This is a genomic window from Brevibacterium sp. 50QC2O2, assembly GCF_024580675.1.
GTDB lineage: Bacteria > Actinomycetota > Actinomycetes > Actinomycetales > Brevibacteriaceae > Brevibacterium > Brevibacterium moorei.
On record NZ_JANIJZ010000010.1, the window covers coordinates 19,271 to 34,393 of the forward strand.

Annotated in this window: 17 protein-coding genes; 7 read left to right on the top strand and 10 right to left on the bottom strand. The window is 66.6% G+C overall.

The genetic code is table 11. The features are described 5' to 3' along the window. Position 1 precedes the first annotated feature (1 nt). Positions 2-1,561 (bottom strand): depupylase/deamidase Dop, encoded by a 1,560-nt coding sequence (gene dop / locus NQ038_RS09340; protein ID WP_257062464.1) that lies wholly within the window; start codon positions 1,559-1,561, stop codon positions 2-4. Positions 1,562-1,590: 29 nt separating this feature from the next. Between dop and NQ038_RS09345 the strand changes: the two genes are divergently transcribed. Then, a complete protein-coding gene (locus NQ038_RS09345; RefSeq protein ID WP_257046357.1) occupies positions 1,591-1,962 on the top strand; it encodes a DUF3054 domain-containing protein in 372 nt (123 codons plus the stop codon). Between the two features lie 21 nt (positions 1,963-1,983). On the opposite strand, the gene arc is transcribed toward NQ038_RS09345, so the two are convergent. The 3 genes from arc to NQ038_RS09360 form a co-directional block, all read right to left on the bottom strand. After that, positions 1,984-3,666: a proteasome ATPase gene (gene arc, locus NQ038_RS09350; protein ID WP_257062465.1), complete on the bottom strand. Its 1,683-nt coding sequence runs from the start codon at positions 3,664-3,666 to the stop codon at positions 1,984-1,986. 1 nt (position 3,667) lies between these two features. Then, the gene (locus NQ038_RS09355) at positions 3,668-4,705 is read right to left on the bottom strand and encodes a tRNA (adenine-N1)-methyltransferase (protein ID WP_257046355.1); all 1,038 of its coding nucleotides are present in this window, start codon (positions 4,703-4,705) and stop codon (positions 3,668-3,670) included. Positions 4,706-4,786: 81 nt separating this feature from the next. Continuing rightward, on the bottom strand, positions 4,787-5,959 hold the full coding sequence (locus tag NQ038_RS09360; RefSeq protein ID WP_257062466.1) for a site-2 protease family protein: 1,173 nt from the start codon (positions 5,957-5,959) through the stop codon (positions 4,787-4,789). 45 nt (positions 5,960-6,004) lie between these two features. Here NQ038_RS09360 and NQ038_RS09365 point away from each other — a divergent pair, with 45 nt between their 5' ends. Then, positions 6,005-6,814 (top strand): PD-(D/E)XK nuclease family protein, encoded by an 810-nt coding sequence (locus tag NQ038_RS09365; protein WP_257062467.1) that lies wholly within the window; start codon positions 6,005-6,007, stop codon positions 6,812-6,814. Positions 6,815-6,823: 9 nt separating this feature from the next. On the opposite strand, the gene NQ038_RS09370 is transcribed toward NQ038_RS09365, so the two are convergent. Further along, complete coding sequence (locus NQ038_RS09370; RefSeq protein WP_257062468.1) at positions 6,824-7,477, bottom strand: HAD family phosphatase; 654 nt, start codon at positions 7,475-7,477, stop codon at positions 6,824-6,826. Between the two features lie 34 nt (positions 7,478-7,511). On the opposite strand from NQ038_RS09370, the gene NQ038_RS09375 reads away from it, so the two are divergent. After that, on the top strand, positions 7,512-8,327 hold the full coding sequence (locus NQ038_RS09375) for a PAC2 family protein (RefSeq protein ID WP_257062469.1): 816 nt from the start codon (positions 7,512-7,514) through the stop codon (positions 8,325-8,327). Positions 8,328-8,348: 21 nt separating this feature from the next. Here NQ038_RS09375 and mshC read toward each other — a convergent pair whose 3' ends face one another. From mshC to NQ038_RS09390, 3 genes are all read right to left on the bottom strand, one after another. Then, the gene (gene mshC, locus NQ038_RS09380) at positions 8,349-9,593 is read right to left on the bottom strand and encodes a cysteine--1-D-myo-inosityl 2-amino-2-deoxy-alpha-D-glucopyranoside ligase (RefSeq protein WP_257062470.1); all 1,245 of its coding nucleotides are present in this window, start codon (positions 9,591-9,593) and stop codon (positions 8,349-8,351) included. A 65-nt stretch (positions 9,594-9,658) separates the two neighbouring features. Next, positions 9,659-10,444, bottom strand: coding sequence for an SCO1664 family protein (locus NQ038_RS09385; protein WP_257062471.1), 786 nt, complete (start codon positions 10,442-10,444; stop codon positions 9,659-9,661). Further along, positions 10,444-11,004 carry a DUF3090 family protein gene (locus NQ038_RS09390; protein WP_257046348.1) on the bottom strand — a complete coding sequence of 187 codons (561 nt, stop codon included), beginning with the start codon at positions 11,002-11,004 and terminating at the stop codon, positions 10,444-10,446. The genes NQ038_RS09385 and NQ038_RS09390 overlap by 1 nt, the downstream gene beginning before the upstream one ends. 47 nt (positions 11,005-11,051) lie before the next feature. On the opposite strand from NQ038_RS09390, the gene NQ038_RS09395 reads away from it, so the two are divergent. Beyond that, positions 11,052-11,369, top strand: a complete 318-nt coding sequence (locus tag NQ038_RS09395) for a hypothetical protein (protein WP_257062472.1) — start codon at positions 11,052-11,054, stop codon at positions 11,367-11,369. Here NQ038_RS09395 and NQ038_RS09400 read toward each other — a convergent pair. Next, a complete protein-coding gene (locus tag NQ038_RS09400) occupies positions 11,339-12,271 on the bottom strand; it encodes an aldo/keto reductase (protein ID WP_257062473.1) in 933 nt (310 codons plus the stop codon). The two genes, NQ038_RS09395 and NQ038_RS09400, sit on opposite strands and share 31 nt — an antisense overlap. A gap of 91 nt (positions 12,272-12,362) precedes the next feature. Here NQ038_RS09400 and NQ038_RS09405 point away from each other — a divergent pair, with 91 nt between their 5' ends. Next, positions 12,363-13,187 (top strand): undecaprenyl-diphosphate phosphatase, encoded by an 825-nt coding sequence (locus NQ038_RS09405; protein WP_257046639.1) that lies wholly within the window; start codon positions 12,363-12,365, stop codon positions 13,185-13,187. A 19-nt stretch (positions 13,188-13,206) separates the two neighbouring features. On the opposite strand, the gene NQ038_RS09410 is transcribed toward NQ038_RS09405, so the two are convergent. After that, a complete protein-coding gene (locus NQ038_RS09410) occupies positions 13,207-13,839 on the bottom strand; it encodes a histidine phosphatase family protein (protein WP_257062474.1) in 633 nt (210 codons plus the stop codon). An 88-nt stretch (positions 13,840-13,927) separates the two neighbouring features. Here NQ038_RS09410 and NQ038_RS09415 point away from each other — a divergent pair, with 88 nt between their 5' ends. Both NQ038_RS09415 and NQ038_RS09420 read left to right on the top strand, forming a co-directional pair. Further along, positions 13,928-14,131, top strand: a complete 204-nt coding sequence (locus NQ038_RS09415) for a DUF5703 family protein (RefSeq protein ID WP_257046344.1) — start codon at positions 13,928-13,930, stop codon at positions 14,129-14,131. Then, positions 14,128-15,120, top strand: a complete 993-nt coding sequence (locus NQ038_RS09420) for a DMT family transporter (protein WP_257062476.1) — start codon at positions 14,128-14,130, stop codon at positions 15,118-15,120. The genes NQ038_RS09415 and NQ038_RS09420 overlap by 4 nt, the downstream gene beginning before the upstream one ends. Positions 15,121-15,123: the final 3 nt, after the last annotated feature.

The following is a 15,123-nucleotide window of genomic DNA, read 5'->3' on the forward strand; positions in this document are numbered from 1 at the left end:
CTCATACCTCGCTTGTATCGCGGACCGGCGCGTCTGCGCCCGGCGTATCCAGTCTAGTTATTCCCAGTGCCGTCAGCAGATCCTCGGTGGTCCGGGCATCCGCCAGACGCTCCGCCAACAGCTCCCGAGTGCCCTTGAGCGGATACTTCATGGGCACCCTGACCAGGGACTGCCCGCGGGAGAACACGAGCGAGTCCCAACTGGCCGAGCGCAGATCCTCGGCGAAGCGCTCGACGACGGTGCCGCGCAGCCAGGCCCTGGTATCCGGCGGCGGCACGACGACCGCTCGTTCGACCGCCGCGGGATCGCTCAGCCGGCGGATGGCGCCGGCGGCCTCGAGCTTGTAGAACAGGCCCTTCTCCGGGCGCACATCGTGGTACTGCACGTCGATCAGCGCCAGCTTGGGACTGTTCCACGGCAGGTTGTCGCGCTTGCGATACTGCTCCAGCAAGCGCCATTTGGCGACCCAGTCGATCGAGTCGGCCAACTCCATCGGGTCCCTGGCCAGTTTGTCCAGGAAGTCTTCCCACAGATCCAACACCTCTGCGGTCGCGGTATCCGGCTCGGGGCCCACCGCGGCCTGTGCCGCCGACAGATAGGCGCGCTGGATCTCCAGCGCGCTCGTGGTCGTCCCATCGGACAGGCCGATGCGGTGGCTCAAGGTCAGATCGTGGGAGACGTTCTGGAGTTCGGCTACGGGCTCGGCGATGTCGAAGGCCGGGGCCAGGCCGGATTCGATCAGGCCCAGCACCAGGGCAGTCGACCCGAAGCGCACCAGGGTTGCGGGTTCGGCCAGGGTGGCATCGCCGATGATGACGTGCAGCCGGCGGTAGAGCTCGGGATCGGCATGGGGCTCGTCACGGGTGTTGATGATCGGCCGGCGCAGGGTCGTCTCCAGCCCTACCTCGGCTTCGAAGAAGTCCGCCCGCGAGGAGATCTGATAGCCGGGGTACTGACCCGCCGTGCCAATGCCCACCCGGCCGGCCCCGCACAGGATCTGCCGGGTGATGAAGAACGGGGTGAGACCGGCGACGATCGCGTCGAAGGGCACGGAGCGGTCGACCAGGTAGTTCTCGTGTGCACCGTACGAGGCGCCCTTGGAGTCGGTGTTGTTCTTGTACAGGTTGACCGGCTCGGTCGTGTTGGCCAGATTGCGCACAGCACCCAGCGCGACCAGATCTCCGGCCCTGTCCCACACCAGCAGATCACGGGGGTTCGTGACCTCCGGTGAGGAGTACTCCGGGTGTGCGTGGTCGACGTAGAGCCGGGCCCCGTTCTCCAGCACCACATTGGCCAGGTACTGGGCCTCGGGCTGGGCCTGAGGGATGTTCGTCAACTGGCTGGGGTCGGCATCCTGGATGTTCATCAGGAAGCCCCTGGCGTCGGCCAAGGGGGTCTCCGAGAAGAAGTCCCAGAAATTCTGGCTGGATTTGAGCCCCCGCGGCCCTGCGTATGCGTCGACGACGCGCGCTGAATCGCGCATCGGATTGGCGTGTGGGTTGTTCTGCTGCCAGATGCCGAATTCGGTCTCCGCACCCATGATGCGTTTCGCTGAGATCATCGTCTGCCTCCCCTGTCTAAACTGTAACGGTGTCGCCTAAGAAGAATTCCCATGTCGCCCCGGCTCTCATCGCCGACCTTGTGCTCGTCGTCCTGTTCACGGTGATCGGGCACTACACCCACCATCATTCCCTGGTCCCCCTCGAAGTCGTGCACACCGCGTGGCCCTTCGCCGCGGCGCTGGCCGCCGCCTGGCTGCTGACCGCGGCCTGGCGCCAACCCACTGCGCCTCTGGCCGTGGGCACCGGCGTCTGGGCGGTGACCGTACTGGGCGGTCTGCTCATCCGTTTCTTCATCGGTGAGACGAACGCGGGATCCTTCATGGTTGTAGCCGCGAGCATGAATTTCGTGACCCTGGTCGGGTGGCGGGCGATCGCCACGCTGATCGCCCGCCGCGGCTGACCGGTCACGGCCAGCCGGCGATCAGAGCAGGCTGTCGTCCGGCCTGGCCGTCACCGCCGGGGGAACCGTCGCAGCAGCAGCCGAGGCCGCGGCGATCTCCCGGCGGTCGCGTGCCAGCATCGTCAGGTTCGTGATCCGTTCGCCCTTCTTACCGGAGATCCGCGCCCACTCATCGGGGTTGGTCTCATTGGGCAGGTCCTCGTGCTCGGAGAACTCCTCGGCGATGGCCGCATCGAAGTGAGCGGCGGACAGGCCCTTGACGCCTGTGGTCAGAGCGTCCTTGATCGCATACTTCTTGGCCCGGTCGATGATATTGGCGATCATCGCCCCGGAGGTGAAGTCTGCGAAGTACATGGTCTCCGAGCGTCCGGTCGCGTATGTCACGCGGACGAATTCGTTCTCCGGCGTGCGCTCGTACATCCGCTCGGTGCAGTGATCGATCAGCCGATCGACCGCCTGCTGCCTGTCCGTGGTGCCCTCGAGCACCGACGGGTGCAGTGGCAGTTCGGCGTTGAGGTAGATCCCGAAGATCTCCTTGGCCGCCTGGCGGTCCGGACGCTCGATGCGGATCTTGACATCCAGCCGACCGGGGCGCAGGATCGCGGGATCGATCAGATCTTCCCGGTTGGACGCACCGATCACGATGACGTTGTCGAGCCGTTCGACACCATCGATCTCGGCCAGCAGCTGCGGGACGATCGTGGTCTCCACGTCCGAGGACTTGCCGGTGCCGCGGGTGCGGAACAGCGACTCCATCTCGTCGAAGAACACCACGACCGGGGATCCGGCGGTGGCCTTCTCCCTGGCGCGGGCGAAGATCAGCCGTAGCTGGCGTTCGGTTTCGCCGACGTATTTGTCCAGCAGCTCCGGGCCCTTGATGTTGAGGAAGTAGGAGCGCGGACGGCGGCCTGCGGCTTCCGGGTCGGCCTGCCGCCGGGCGGCCAGGGAGTTCGCGACGGCCTTCGCGATGAGGGTCTTGCCACAGCCGGGAGGGCCGTAGAGCAGAATGCCCTTGGGCGGCTTGAGCCCGTGTTCGCGGTACAGCTCCGGGTGCTCGAAGGGCAGTTCCACCGCGTCCTGGATCTCGCCGATCTGCGCATGCAACCCGCCGATGTCCGTATACGAGATGTCGGGGACGTGTTCGAGCAGGAGCGACTGGACCTCCGGCTTCTCCACCAGCTCATAGGCGTAATGGGTTCTGGTGTCCACCAACACCGCGGTACCGGCGCGCAGGCCGGAGTCCAACAGGGGCTGTGCCAGCGTGTAGATCTGCTCATCATCCCCCGGGGCCCCGACCAGGATCCTGTCCTCGCCCACCAGCTCGCGCACCGTGACGACGGTGCCGACCCGGTTGTAATCGGCGACGTCCAGGGCCACCAGGCCCTCCGACAGACGAACGGTGATACCGGGGACCAGCCGGGAGGAGTCGAGTTCGGGGGAAATGGCCACACGCATCTGCCGGCCCGCATAGAGGATGTCGACGGTGGGGATCGCATCCTCGCCGGTCACCACGCCCACCACTGTGGCGAACGAGTTCGGCGGCTCCGTCAGACGCTCGGCCTCGGACTTGATCCGGGTGAGTTCCTCCCTGGCCGTGCGCAGGGTCTTCGTCAGGGCCTCATTGCGCTTGCCGGCATTGAACAGCTGCTGGCGCAGGGATGCGGAATCCTTGCGCAGGCGGCCGAGCTCTTCTTCCGTGCTCATCTCATTCCTCCTCGGATGTACTCTGAGCTGTGTCCGTATCCAGGAACTGCGCGCGCCGATCGACTTCCCGCGCGACCCTGCGCAGTTTCTTGGGCGTGGCGATGCGTTCACCCACTGCCTCTGGCGTGACTTCCGGATCCTGCCAGGCGGCCCGATCGGCTTCCTTCGGGGTCGCGGCCTGCGGCCGCTTCACCCGTTCCAGGGGGCTGCCGCCTGGAGCCAGGCGGCGGGCGAACAGGAGGAAGCCGGAGTGGCCGATCATCCGGTGCTCCGGACGCACCGCCAGGCCCTCGAGGTGCCAATCGCGGACCATGGACTCCAGGGCGCGGGATTCGGTGAACTGTCCGGAGGCCGCAATCGCCTCGCGCAGTCGGGACAGCTGGGGGACGGTCGCGACGTAGCCGATGAAGACGCCGCCGGGTGCCAGGGCAGTGGCGACTTCCGGCAGGCACTCCCACGGGGTCAGCATGTCCAGGACCACGCGGTCGACCGTGCCGGGGGCGAACTGCCCCGGTAGCTCCTCGGACAGATCACCCAGAGTGTAGGACCATGCGGGATGGTCGCCTCCGAAGAAATCGCGGATATTGCCCGCGGCGATGGCGGCGAATTCCTCGCGGCGTTCGAAGGAGTGCACCCGGCCGGTGTCGCCCACCGCCCGCAGCAGGCTCAGGGTCAGGGCGCCGGAGCCCAGACCCGCCTCGACCACGGTGGCACCGGGGAAGATATCGCCCAGTGTCACGATGAGGGCGGCGTCCTTGGGGTAGATGACGGCCGCGCCGCGGGGCATCGAGAGGATGAAGTCCTCGAGCGTGGGCCGCAGTGCCTGATAGGACACCCCCGCCGAGTTCTCCACCACGGTGCCCTGCTCGGCCCCGATCAGCAGATCGTGGGCCAACTGTCCCTTGGCGGTGTGGAAGATGTGTCCCGGTGCCAGCACCAGGGTGTGCATCCGGCCCTTGGGATCGGTCAGCTGTACCTTGTCGCCGGGGCGGAATGGGCCTCGCCGGTCGTTCGCACCGGTCGTCGTCATCGCAGTCATTGTGCTTCAAGCCTATTACGAATAGGGCCCGCCCTCCCCATCGGTGGGCGGAATGTCCGCGATGCGATCACCCGGCGCGGGTCACACGGCCATCAGTTCGTCGAAGAACTCCTGCAGATCGATCAGTCCGGTCAGCGTCGAACCCTCCATCACCAGGCAGAACTCCGCCTTGGGCCGATGGGTCAGGGACTCCAGAAGGTGGGGTGCCGTGATTTCATGCGGCACCCCGACCCAGCCGCCCAGGGGGCGGGCGAACTCGTGGATGAGGCTGGTTTGCGCGACTTCCTCGTTGAGCCCGGCGACCGCATGGCGGTCGACGATCCCATAGGGCAGGCCGCGTTCGTTGAGCACGATGATGAGCGTCTGGTCCCCTGCAGCGCCCATGCTGTTCGCGACGGCCAGGGCGTGCGCCACCTCGGAGTCCCAGGTGGCGGCGATCGCCGGCTGGATCACCTGGTCGAGGTCGTAGTTCTCCATCTTGCGCGCCCGCTTCGCGTGAGTCGCGGCGTCGCCCGCGGAGAACCACAGCATGAGTGCGATCGCCGTGGTGGAGATGATCGTGACGTAGTCGGGCCGCTGACCGGCGGCCATCGGCACGACGACGGAGACGACAATGAGGGCCACCGCGATCCCCCTGCCGATCCAGCTGGCGACGATCGTGCCCTTGTACTGGCTGTTCGTGGCCCGCCAGATCAGGGCCTGCAGGGCCCAACCACCGTCTAAGGGGATGCCGGGGAACAGGTTCATCACGCCCAGAGCCAGGTTCGCGAACACCAGGGCGACCAACAGCAGCCAGGCGACCGATCCGTCCGGGACGATCCGCAGCAGCAGCCAGCCGACGAGGGCCAGCACGATGTTGACGATGGGCCCGACGATGGAGACCACGAAGTTCGTGGTCGCGGATTTCCGCTGGTCCTCCTCCACCTTGGGTTCGAACTTCGTGAAGCCGCCCCAGATGTTCAGTTCGAATGCGGCGACGCGCTGCCCGTAGAGCCGACCGGCCACACCGTGGGCAAGTTCGTGCAGGAAGACGGAGAAGAACAGCAGGACCGCATAGCAGAATGCGATGACCCAGGCGCTCATCCGCAGGTCGCCACCGCTCATGGTGCGCACGAAGGGGGTGAAGAGGATGGTGATGACCGCGGCCGCGATGAACCACGACCAGGACAGGATCACCGGGGCGCCCAACACCCTGCCCAGGGTCAGGCCGGTAGAGGAGCCGATGAAGGGCTTGCGCTTGGATTGAGACGACATCGCCCCAATCCTACCGTGTCCGTGCTCGCTCCTAAGATGGGTGCCATGGCCGAACTCAATGCTCTTTCCCCCTCGCGTGCGAACGATTTCCTGCAGTGCCCTCTGAAGTTCCGCTTCCGCACCGTCGATCGGCTGCCGGAACCGCCGTCGGCCGCCGCGTTCAAGGGCACCCTGGTACACGCGGTGCTCGAGCACCTCTACGATCTACCGGCGCCGGAGCGCACCCTCGACGCAGCGCGCGGTCTCATCGTGCCCCGGTTCGACGACCTTGCCCGGGACAAGGAGGACGTTGCCGAACTCTTCCCCGATGAGGTCGCCCGCGACCGGCTGTTCGACGAATCGGCACAGCTGCTGCGCAGTTACTTCGCACTGGAGCTGCCGGACAGGCTGGAGCCGGCGGAACGGGAGAAGTTCGTCTCCGTGACTCTGGACAACGGGCTGAAGCTGCGCGGCTTCATCGACCGGATCGATGTGGCCCCCGGTGGGCAGATCCGGCTGGTCGACTATAAGACCGGCAAGCAGCCCAAGCCGCAGTACAGCAGGGAGGCGGAATTCCAGATGCGCTTCTACGCCCTGTTGCGCTACCGTACGGACGGTGTGCTGGTCCACACCTTGCAGCTGATGTACTTGGGATCGCGGTCCATCAAGGCGATGCGACCGGTCCTGGCCGACGTCGAACGCACCGAACACCAGATCCTGGGCCTGTGGGAGGACATTTCCCGGTCGGCCGAAACCGGGGTGTGGCGCACCCGCACCTCGCCGTTGTGCGGATGGTGCCATTTCAAACCCCTGTGCCCGGCCTGGGGCAATGAGGCGCCCGCCGCCCCGGAAATCACCGCGCTCGCCGGGCGCTGAGCCCGCGGCTCACAGGTCCAGGCCGACCAGTCCCGCCAACTGCGCGGCATCGACGCCCTGCAGGGTGTCGATGAGGGTGGCCCCCGGCACACCGCTCAGGTCTTCCAGATTGCGCACGCCGATGGCCCGGGTGCCCGCCGCCACCGCGGATGTCAGACCGGTCACCGAATCCTCCAGGGCGATGCACTCGGTCGGCTCCAATCCGAGGGTGGCGGCCGCCTGTAGATAGGGCGCCGGATCGGGCTTGCCGGCGCTGACCTCGTCGCCGGTGATGAGTGTGTCCAGGGCGCCGGTGGGCGTCTGCCGGGCGACCACCTCGGCGAGCCGACGGTACGACATGGTCACCATGGCGGTCGGCACACCGCTTGCGACCAGATCGCGCAACAGTTCGAGCGCACCGGGACGGAACGGGGTGTGTTCAACGACCTGCTCCCCCACTCGGTCCAGCAGCCGTTCGACGGTCTCCGCCGTGCCAAGCGGCAGGCCGGCGGCGCGCAGCGCATCGGCCGAGACGTTCAGTGCATTGCCGATCAGCTGCCGGCCGTCTGCCGCGGTCCACGGCAGGCCGTATTGCGCCATCAGCGCGGTCTCGGCTGTGATCCAGTACGGTTCGGTGTCGACCAGGGTGCCATCCATGTCCCACAGGACTGCTTTGAGTTTCACACCCTCCACCCTAGTGCGCGGGTAGCCTGGAGGCATGTCGTATCTGTCAGCCGGGCAGCGCCTGGTCGTCATCGCCCTCGAGGGTTGGACGGACGCCGCCAATGCGGCCTCCGATCTGGCCCGCCACCTCATCGAACAGTGGGACCTGTCCCCGGGACCCGAACTCGCAGGGGAGGAATTCTATGATCTGACCTGCGCCCGTCCGCTGATCGAGCGCACCCCCGCCGGTCCCGTCATCCGGATGCCGTCCCTGCAGTGCTTCGACGGCACAGTGCCCGGCGGCGGCAATCCGATCAGGGTCGTACTCGGTCCTGAACCGCAGTTGCACTGGTCCAGGTTCGCCACGGAATTCCTCGACTTAGTCTCCACCGGTGATCGGGTGGTGTCCCTGGGCGCACTGGCCGCCGAGGTTCCCCATACCCGGCCGCTGCCGGTGACCCTGACCAGCGAGGATCCCGCCGCGCACGGGGAGGCGGTCGTCGCGGAGGAGTACGAGGGCCCCACCGGTTTCATGGGCTTCGTCCAGCCACTGCTGGCCGCCGCCGGATGCGAACCGGTCAATGCCTGGGTGCTGGCGCCCGACTATGCACTGGCGGCCCCGAATCCCAAGGCGCTGTTGGCGCTGCTGGGAGTGTTCGAGGACTTGACCGGGCTGCTGGTCGACCATCGTGAGATCCACGTAGAGGCCGAGGCCTGGCTGGCCGGGGTCGATGCGCTGGTCGCCGATGACGCGGATCTGGCGGGCTTGGTCGAGGAATTGGAGTCACAGGTGGACGCCGCAGATCTACCGGAGGCCACCGGCGAGGCGATCGCCCGCGAGATCGAACGATACCTGCGCCGCCGCGAATAGCGGGGCCAGGGCCCCTCCTGCTCAGTCCGCGAGCAGGTCGATGCCCAGCAGGGCGTCCACGGCGTGGACGATCTCGAGCTGGTCGGCCGCAGCCGGCGACGACCCGTCGCCGCGGGCCGCAGCCCATTCGTCGATCACACCCAGCGCGCTCGGGGTGTCCAGATCGTCTGCCAGGGCGGCGCGCAGGTCGGCCAGCACCTCGGCTGCGGCGACCGGCACGTTCGAGCGCGCGGCCGCGCGCCACTGATCCAACCTGTCCTGGGCGCTGGCCAGCAGGGGCTCGTCCCAGAACCAATCGCACCGGTAGTGATGGGCGAGGATGGCCAGACGGATCGCGGCGGGGTCGACGCCCTGGGCCCGCAGGCGGGAGACGAGGACCAGGTTGCCCTTGGACTTCGACATCTTCTCCCCGTCGAGTCCGACCATTCCCGTGTGCATATAGGCCTCGGCGAAGGGTGTGCCCGTCAGGGCCGTGGCATGGGCCGCACACATTTCGTGGTGGGGGAAGATCAGATCGGATCCCCCGCCCTGCACGGTCAGGGGGAATCCCGCGTACTTGCCGGCGATGACAGCGCATTCGATGTGCCAGCCCGGTCGGCCCGCGCCCAACGAGGCACCCGGCCAGCTGGGTTCTCCGGGCCGGGCGGAGCGCCACAGCAGAGCGTCCAGGGGGTTCTCCTTGCCCGGAGTTTCGGGATCGCCGCCGCGTTCTGCGAAGAACCGCATCATCTGCGCGTGGTCCAGGTGGCTCTCGGAGCCGAACGGCGGGCGCACCTCGGTGTCGACCCGGTAGTACACATCGCCGTTGTCGAGGCTGTAGGCGGCGCCCTTGGCCACGAGGTCCTCCACCGCGGCCACGACATCGGGGATCGATTCGACGGCGCCGATGTAGTGCGCCGGCGGGATCACCCGCAGTGCCTCCATATCGGTGCGGAAGAGCTCGATCTGTTCATCGGCCAGCGCACGCCAGTCGACGCCGGTGTCGTCGGCACGTTCCAGCAGGGGGTCGTCGATATCCGTGGTGTTCTGCACATAGGTCACATCGAACCCTGCGTCGCGCCAGACGCGGACCAGGGTGTCGAAGGCGACGTAGGTCGCAGCGTGCCCCATGTGTGTCGCATCGTAGGGGGTGATCCCGCAGACGTACAGGCGGGGCGCGCCGTCACCGGTGATGGTGACGGGACCGCGGGCCGAGGTGCTGTACGCGGTGGGGGCTGGGCCCCGGGTGGGCAGGACGGGAATACTAGGTTTCGACCATGATCTCACCCGACCAAGCATACATATCGTCATGGCTTTTTGAAGCCACCGGCGCCAATCCCGGCCCCCGGCCGCTAGAACGGAGGCCAGGGCAGCGGATAGCGGTCAGTCGGCGGATAGGGATACTCCCCCGCGCCCAGCAGTGCGGTGGCGCGCACGGCGACCTGCGCGACCTCGTCCGCAGTGAGCAGCGGACCGAGGACGTGGGCGACGGCACCGACATCGGCGGCAGCCCGCAGCACCCCGACCTCATCGACGGTCAGCGGTTCCCCTGCGAAGCCCCAGAGCAGGGTCCGCAACCGATCGCCGGTGGCCAGGCTCAGCCCATTGTCGATCCCGTAGACGCCGGGCGCACGGTGCTGTGGGTCCCAGCTGCCGGTGAGCACGTGGCCGCCCTTGCGATCGGCGTTTCCCATGAGCAGGTCGAGCAACGCGATCCGCCTGACCGCGGGAGTGTGGGCGATGACGAGTTCGGAGCCGTCATCGCCCTGGGCGCGGAAGACCGGCAGCACATCGGCTGGGACCCTATCCGCTTCATACACATCGACCTCCTGCCCGCCGGAGGCACTGACATAGGCCTGGAGTGAACCTGAGAGTTCCCCCAAATCCTCACGCAGCACGGTGGGCGGCACACAGTCCAGGCCGAGGAACCGTGAGAGTTCGAAGGCCGCGACTTCCCGGGCGGGCAGGGTCTCCACATCGAAGTCGTGCAGGGGCCGGGCTCCGGCACGGGGCTTGAGGACGGCACGGGCGATCGACCCGTCGGCCTCGACACTGACCAGGTAGGTAGCATTGCTGGCTCCCGGAATCTCTCCGAACACCTCGACCCGGCCGTGGTCCAGGAGTTCGGCCGGCGTCATCAGCGTGCCACTCCATTGGCCCGTGGGCATAGATGTCCGCCGGGGTCCAGCGGCAACGAACAGAAGGGGCAGTCCTCCCGACCGGCGCCCACCACCTGATCCGCCCTCCGGGAGAATTCGCGGGCCTGGGCGCCGGACAGGACGACTTTGAAGACGGCCCGTTCATCGTCATCGGGATCCGCGGTGATACCGGATTCGGCATCGGCCTGAGAGAGTTCATAGCATTCGACCAGGAGTCGGGAGAGTCCCGTGTCCCAACCCAGACTCATCGTCCCCACCCTGAATTCCGGGTCGACGGGCATCGAGAGTCCGGCATTGTCGTAATGGCGGGGCAGCGCCGTCGCGGGGATCTCGTCTACGGCCAAGGTCTTGGCCCGCACCATGTCGAGCAGTTCGGCCATCCGCTCCGAGAGCATTTCGACCTGTTCCTTCTCCAGTTTCACCGTCGTCACGCGTGACTCGGACTTGGCCTGGAGGTAAAAGGTCCGGTCCCCAGGAAGTCCGACGGTGCCCACGATGAAGCGGTCGGGGTTGGAATGCTCGAAAACCTGAGAAGCCATGGTCCAAGCCTATCGCCTGTCACTGCGTGCACGGTTAGAATGACGCCATGAGCGTAGAGCCTGAGGTCGCCCTCGAAGAATTCCTTTCCGCCATCCGAGCCCATTTCCAGGCTGCGGCGCACCGCAGCGGCTCGACCGACGAGAACGTCCGCGCCGCCTACACCGCCCTGGCAGACGCCTTCGACGACTACGACGATGCGATCTTCACCGCGTTCGACGAAGTCACGCCCTTCGAGCTCTACGACGACATCGAGGATGCCAAAGAGGATGCGGAGGACTCGGACTCAGATGACTTCGACGATGAGTCCGATGAGTTGGACGACGATGACGATGACTATGCAGACGTCGAGGAAGAGGATCGGTAGACGGGGTCGGAGATCTGATCGAGTGCCTCCAGGATCTCCGGAGCCAGGACCAACCGCGAGTCGATGACCTCGGCCAACTGCTCCGGAGTTCGGGGCGCCACGATCGTGCTGGCCTGCGGCTGCAGCCGGTTCCAGGCCATCACCACGTCCACCGCGGATGTCCCCAGGGCACTGGCGGCTTTGAGTACTCCACTGATCACTGCCCGCGATGCCTCGGTGTCGAGTTCGTCGACGTAGTCCGCGGCGCTCGTCTCCTTGCGGGTGCCGGCGGTGGACTGACCCTGGTAGCGGCCGGTGAGCAGCCCTCGGCCCAGCCCCGCACCGGCCAGAATGCCGACTCCCAGATAATCCGCTGCGGGGAAGACCGTCTGTTCGACCTCGCGGGCCAACAGAGAGTGTTCATTGCAGGCCGCCACCACGTCGATGCCGGCTCCGCGCAGCGTGGCCAGCTGCCAACCGGTGAGGTAGGCGGCAGCCACGTGGACGACCTGGCCGCTTCTCAATAGCTGGTCGACCGCAGCTGCGGTCTCGTCCAATGGAGTGTCGTAGTCGAAGCCGTCGAGGACCAGCAAATCGATCCGGTCACGGCCCAACCGTTGGAGCAGGGACCTGGTCTGGGCGAGCAGAGTGGCTCTGCCCGCATTGACATGCGCGTTCTCCCCCGACCCGACGATCCCCACCCGTGCGGCGACCGATACCGAATCGGGGATCCCAGCGGTACCAAGGACATCTGCGGCGGGACCGGCGAAGGACGGCAGTTCCACCAGAGTCCCCCCGGCCTCGGCATAGTCCTCGAGTAGTCGGGAAGCGGTTTCCCCGTCGACCCGGCGGCCGAATTCGAAGGCACCCAGAGTGACGGAAGATACCTCTAAACCCGAGTTGCCAACGCGATTTCGCTCCATATCCCATGAGACTACCGGATAACCTGTCTAGGGTATTCAATCGACCGTCGGCACGGGCCCGGCGGCCGACCACTCTGAAAGGTTTTGCATGCTGGACTGGCTCATCGCCGCGATCATGGGCATTGTGCAGGGACTCACCGAGTTCCTGCCGATCTCCTCCTCGGCCCATCTGTCGATCGTCGGGGAATTCCTCATGCCGGGCCGCGAACCGGGATCCTTCTTCACCGCCATCATCCAGTTGGGCACAGAGGCGGCCGTGCTCGTCTACTTCTGGAACGACATCGTCGGCATCATCTCGAAGTGGTGTATGGCACTAGTGGGCAAGTGGGACAGAAAGGACCCCGAGGTCCGTTTGGGCTGGTGGGTCATCATCGGCTCCATTCCCATCGGCGTCTTGGGACTGCTGTTCGAAGATGCGATCACCTCGACCCTGCGCAGCCTGTGGATCACCGCGACCATGCTCATCGTCTTCGGCATCATCCTGGGTATAGCCGACCGGCTGGGACGGCGGGACCTCACCCTGGATCAGATGACGTGGAAGCAGGGCGTGGGATACGGTCTGGCACAGGCGCTGGCGCTGATCCCCGGGGTCTCGCGCTCTGGCGGAACGATCATGGCCGGGCGCCTGATGGGCTTCACCCGTGAAGCTGCGGCCAGGTATTCGTTCCTGCTGGCGATGCCCGCGGTCTTCCTCTCGGGGCTCTATTCCGCGGCCAAGGCCGTGGACGAGCCGATGACCCTGGGCTGGGGCCCCACCGCCCTGGCCACCGTAATCGCCTTCGGCGTCGGCTACGCCGTGATCGTGGGCTTCCTCAAGTTCGTCTCCACGAAGTCGTTCGCGCCCTTCGTGTGGTACCGGATCGCACTGGGCATTGTGCTCTACATCCTGTTGGGCACTGGCCTGCTCCACGCCTGAGCGACCGTGGCGGGCCCCGCTACCCGCCCAGGGTGCCGCGGGCCCGCTGTGCAGGACCGGCGGCGGAGACGGCACAGACCATCGGGGCGTCCGGCCGTGTGTAGTCGACGAGGCTGAAGGTCCCGGTCGCCACCGTCAGCCGGTGCAGCCCGCCCAGGCCCAGGCCCAGTGCGTCCAGCAGGGCGAATTTGACGATGTCACCGTGTGTCACGACGACGATGCGCTCGCCTTCGCCCGCTCCATCGAGCAGTTCGGCCACACCCCTGCGGGCTCTGGCATAGGCCTCGGCCAGGGACTCTCCTCCCGGGAACTCGACGGAGCCGGGATTCTCCACCAGTTCGGCCCAAGCCGACAGCCGTCCCAAGTCGGCGAGCCGGCGGCCCGACCACTGGCCGTAATCGACCTCGTCGAAGGCCCGATGGATCGCAATCGCCCGGTGGCGATCCGGGAACAGGAGTTCGGCGGTCTCACGACAGCGCAATACGCTCGATCGGACTATCCGCTGCGGCGCGATGGCGGAGATGGCCTCGCGCAGAGCGGTGACCTGTTCGACCCCGCGGGAGCTCAGGTGGACTCCGGGAGTACGGCCGGCGAGTACCTTGTCGACATTCGCGCTGGACTCGCCGTGGCGCACGAATATGATCTGGGCCATTCCCCTAGCGTACCGTCAACCCGATGCCCCGTTGATACAGTGACGCACAGGGCGCGACTGAGCACCTTGGCAGACGAAAGGAGCGCGCATGCAGCGCACCAGGGCCGATATCGAATACGAGTACCGCACTGTGCGGTTCCAACCCCACACCCCCAAGTCGGTGGCCTACCGCGAGGTCAGTGAGGCCACCGAGTACGGCAAATGGGAACTCGCTCGGACCCTCATCCACTTCGGCGGGGCCAGAACCGTAGTGCTCAAGCGCAGGATCATTCGAATGCAGCGCACCGCATGACCGGGACCCGCACCGCCCAGTCGGCGGGCAATCTGGCCTTCGCCTCAACCGCTCTGCTGGCAGTGGGCGCCGGTATCGGCATGGCAGGCCAGGGCAAGGCCAATGGCGCTCTGGCCGGAGTGCTCGGTCATGGAATCTTCTCCGCCACCAGTTCCTTCGCGACCGGACTGCTCATCATGATCGTCATCGTGCTCGCCTTCCCGGCGTCACGGCGCGCGGCGGCCCGCGAGATCTCCCTGATCAAGTCGGGCCGGATCCCCTGGTGGATGCTCACCGGCGGTATCGCCGGCTCTACGATCGTCATCTCCCAATCGTTGACGGTGCCGATCTTCGGGGTCGCGGTGTTCACCCTGTCGTTCCTGTCCGGTCAGCTGTTGGGCGCTCTCATCGTGGACAACACGAACCTGCCGCCGGGTGGACGCAAGCCCCTGTCCACGACCCGGATCCTGGGCGTCGTCATCGTCATCGCGGGTGTCATCGTGTCCTCCGTGGGCAGTCTGACAGGAGGGATCGCCTGGTGGGCGCCCCTGCTGCCCGTAGTCTCCGGCATCCTCACCGGGTTCCAACAGGCCTTCAACGGCCGGATCAAGAACGCGACACGGTCCGCGGTCGCCGCGACCACGACGAACTTCCTCGTCGGCACGCTGTTCCTGCTGCTGTGCTCCGGTGTCGTCGCCGGGCTGGTCACGCCGCTGCGCTGGGAGGTTGCGCTGCCGGGCGATTGGTGGATGTTCACCGGCGGTGCGCTGGGCGTGATCTTCATCGGCGTGTCCACTGCCGCAGTGACCCGGCTGGGCGTGCTGATGCTGAGCATGTCGACACTGCTGGGCAACCTTGTCGGGTCGTTGTTGATCGATGTCTTCACCGGCAATGCCGCGCATGCTCTGGCGCCGTTGAACCTACTGGCCATGCTCATCGTCGTCATCGGCGCTCTGATCGCCGCCCTGCCCGGCCGGAAGCCGGGCGGGCGGACCAGGGTGGAGGTCTAGCCT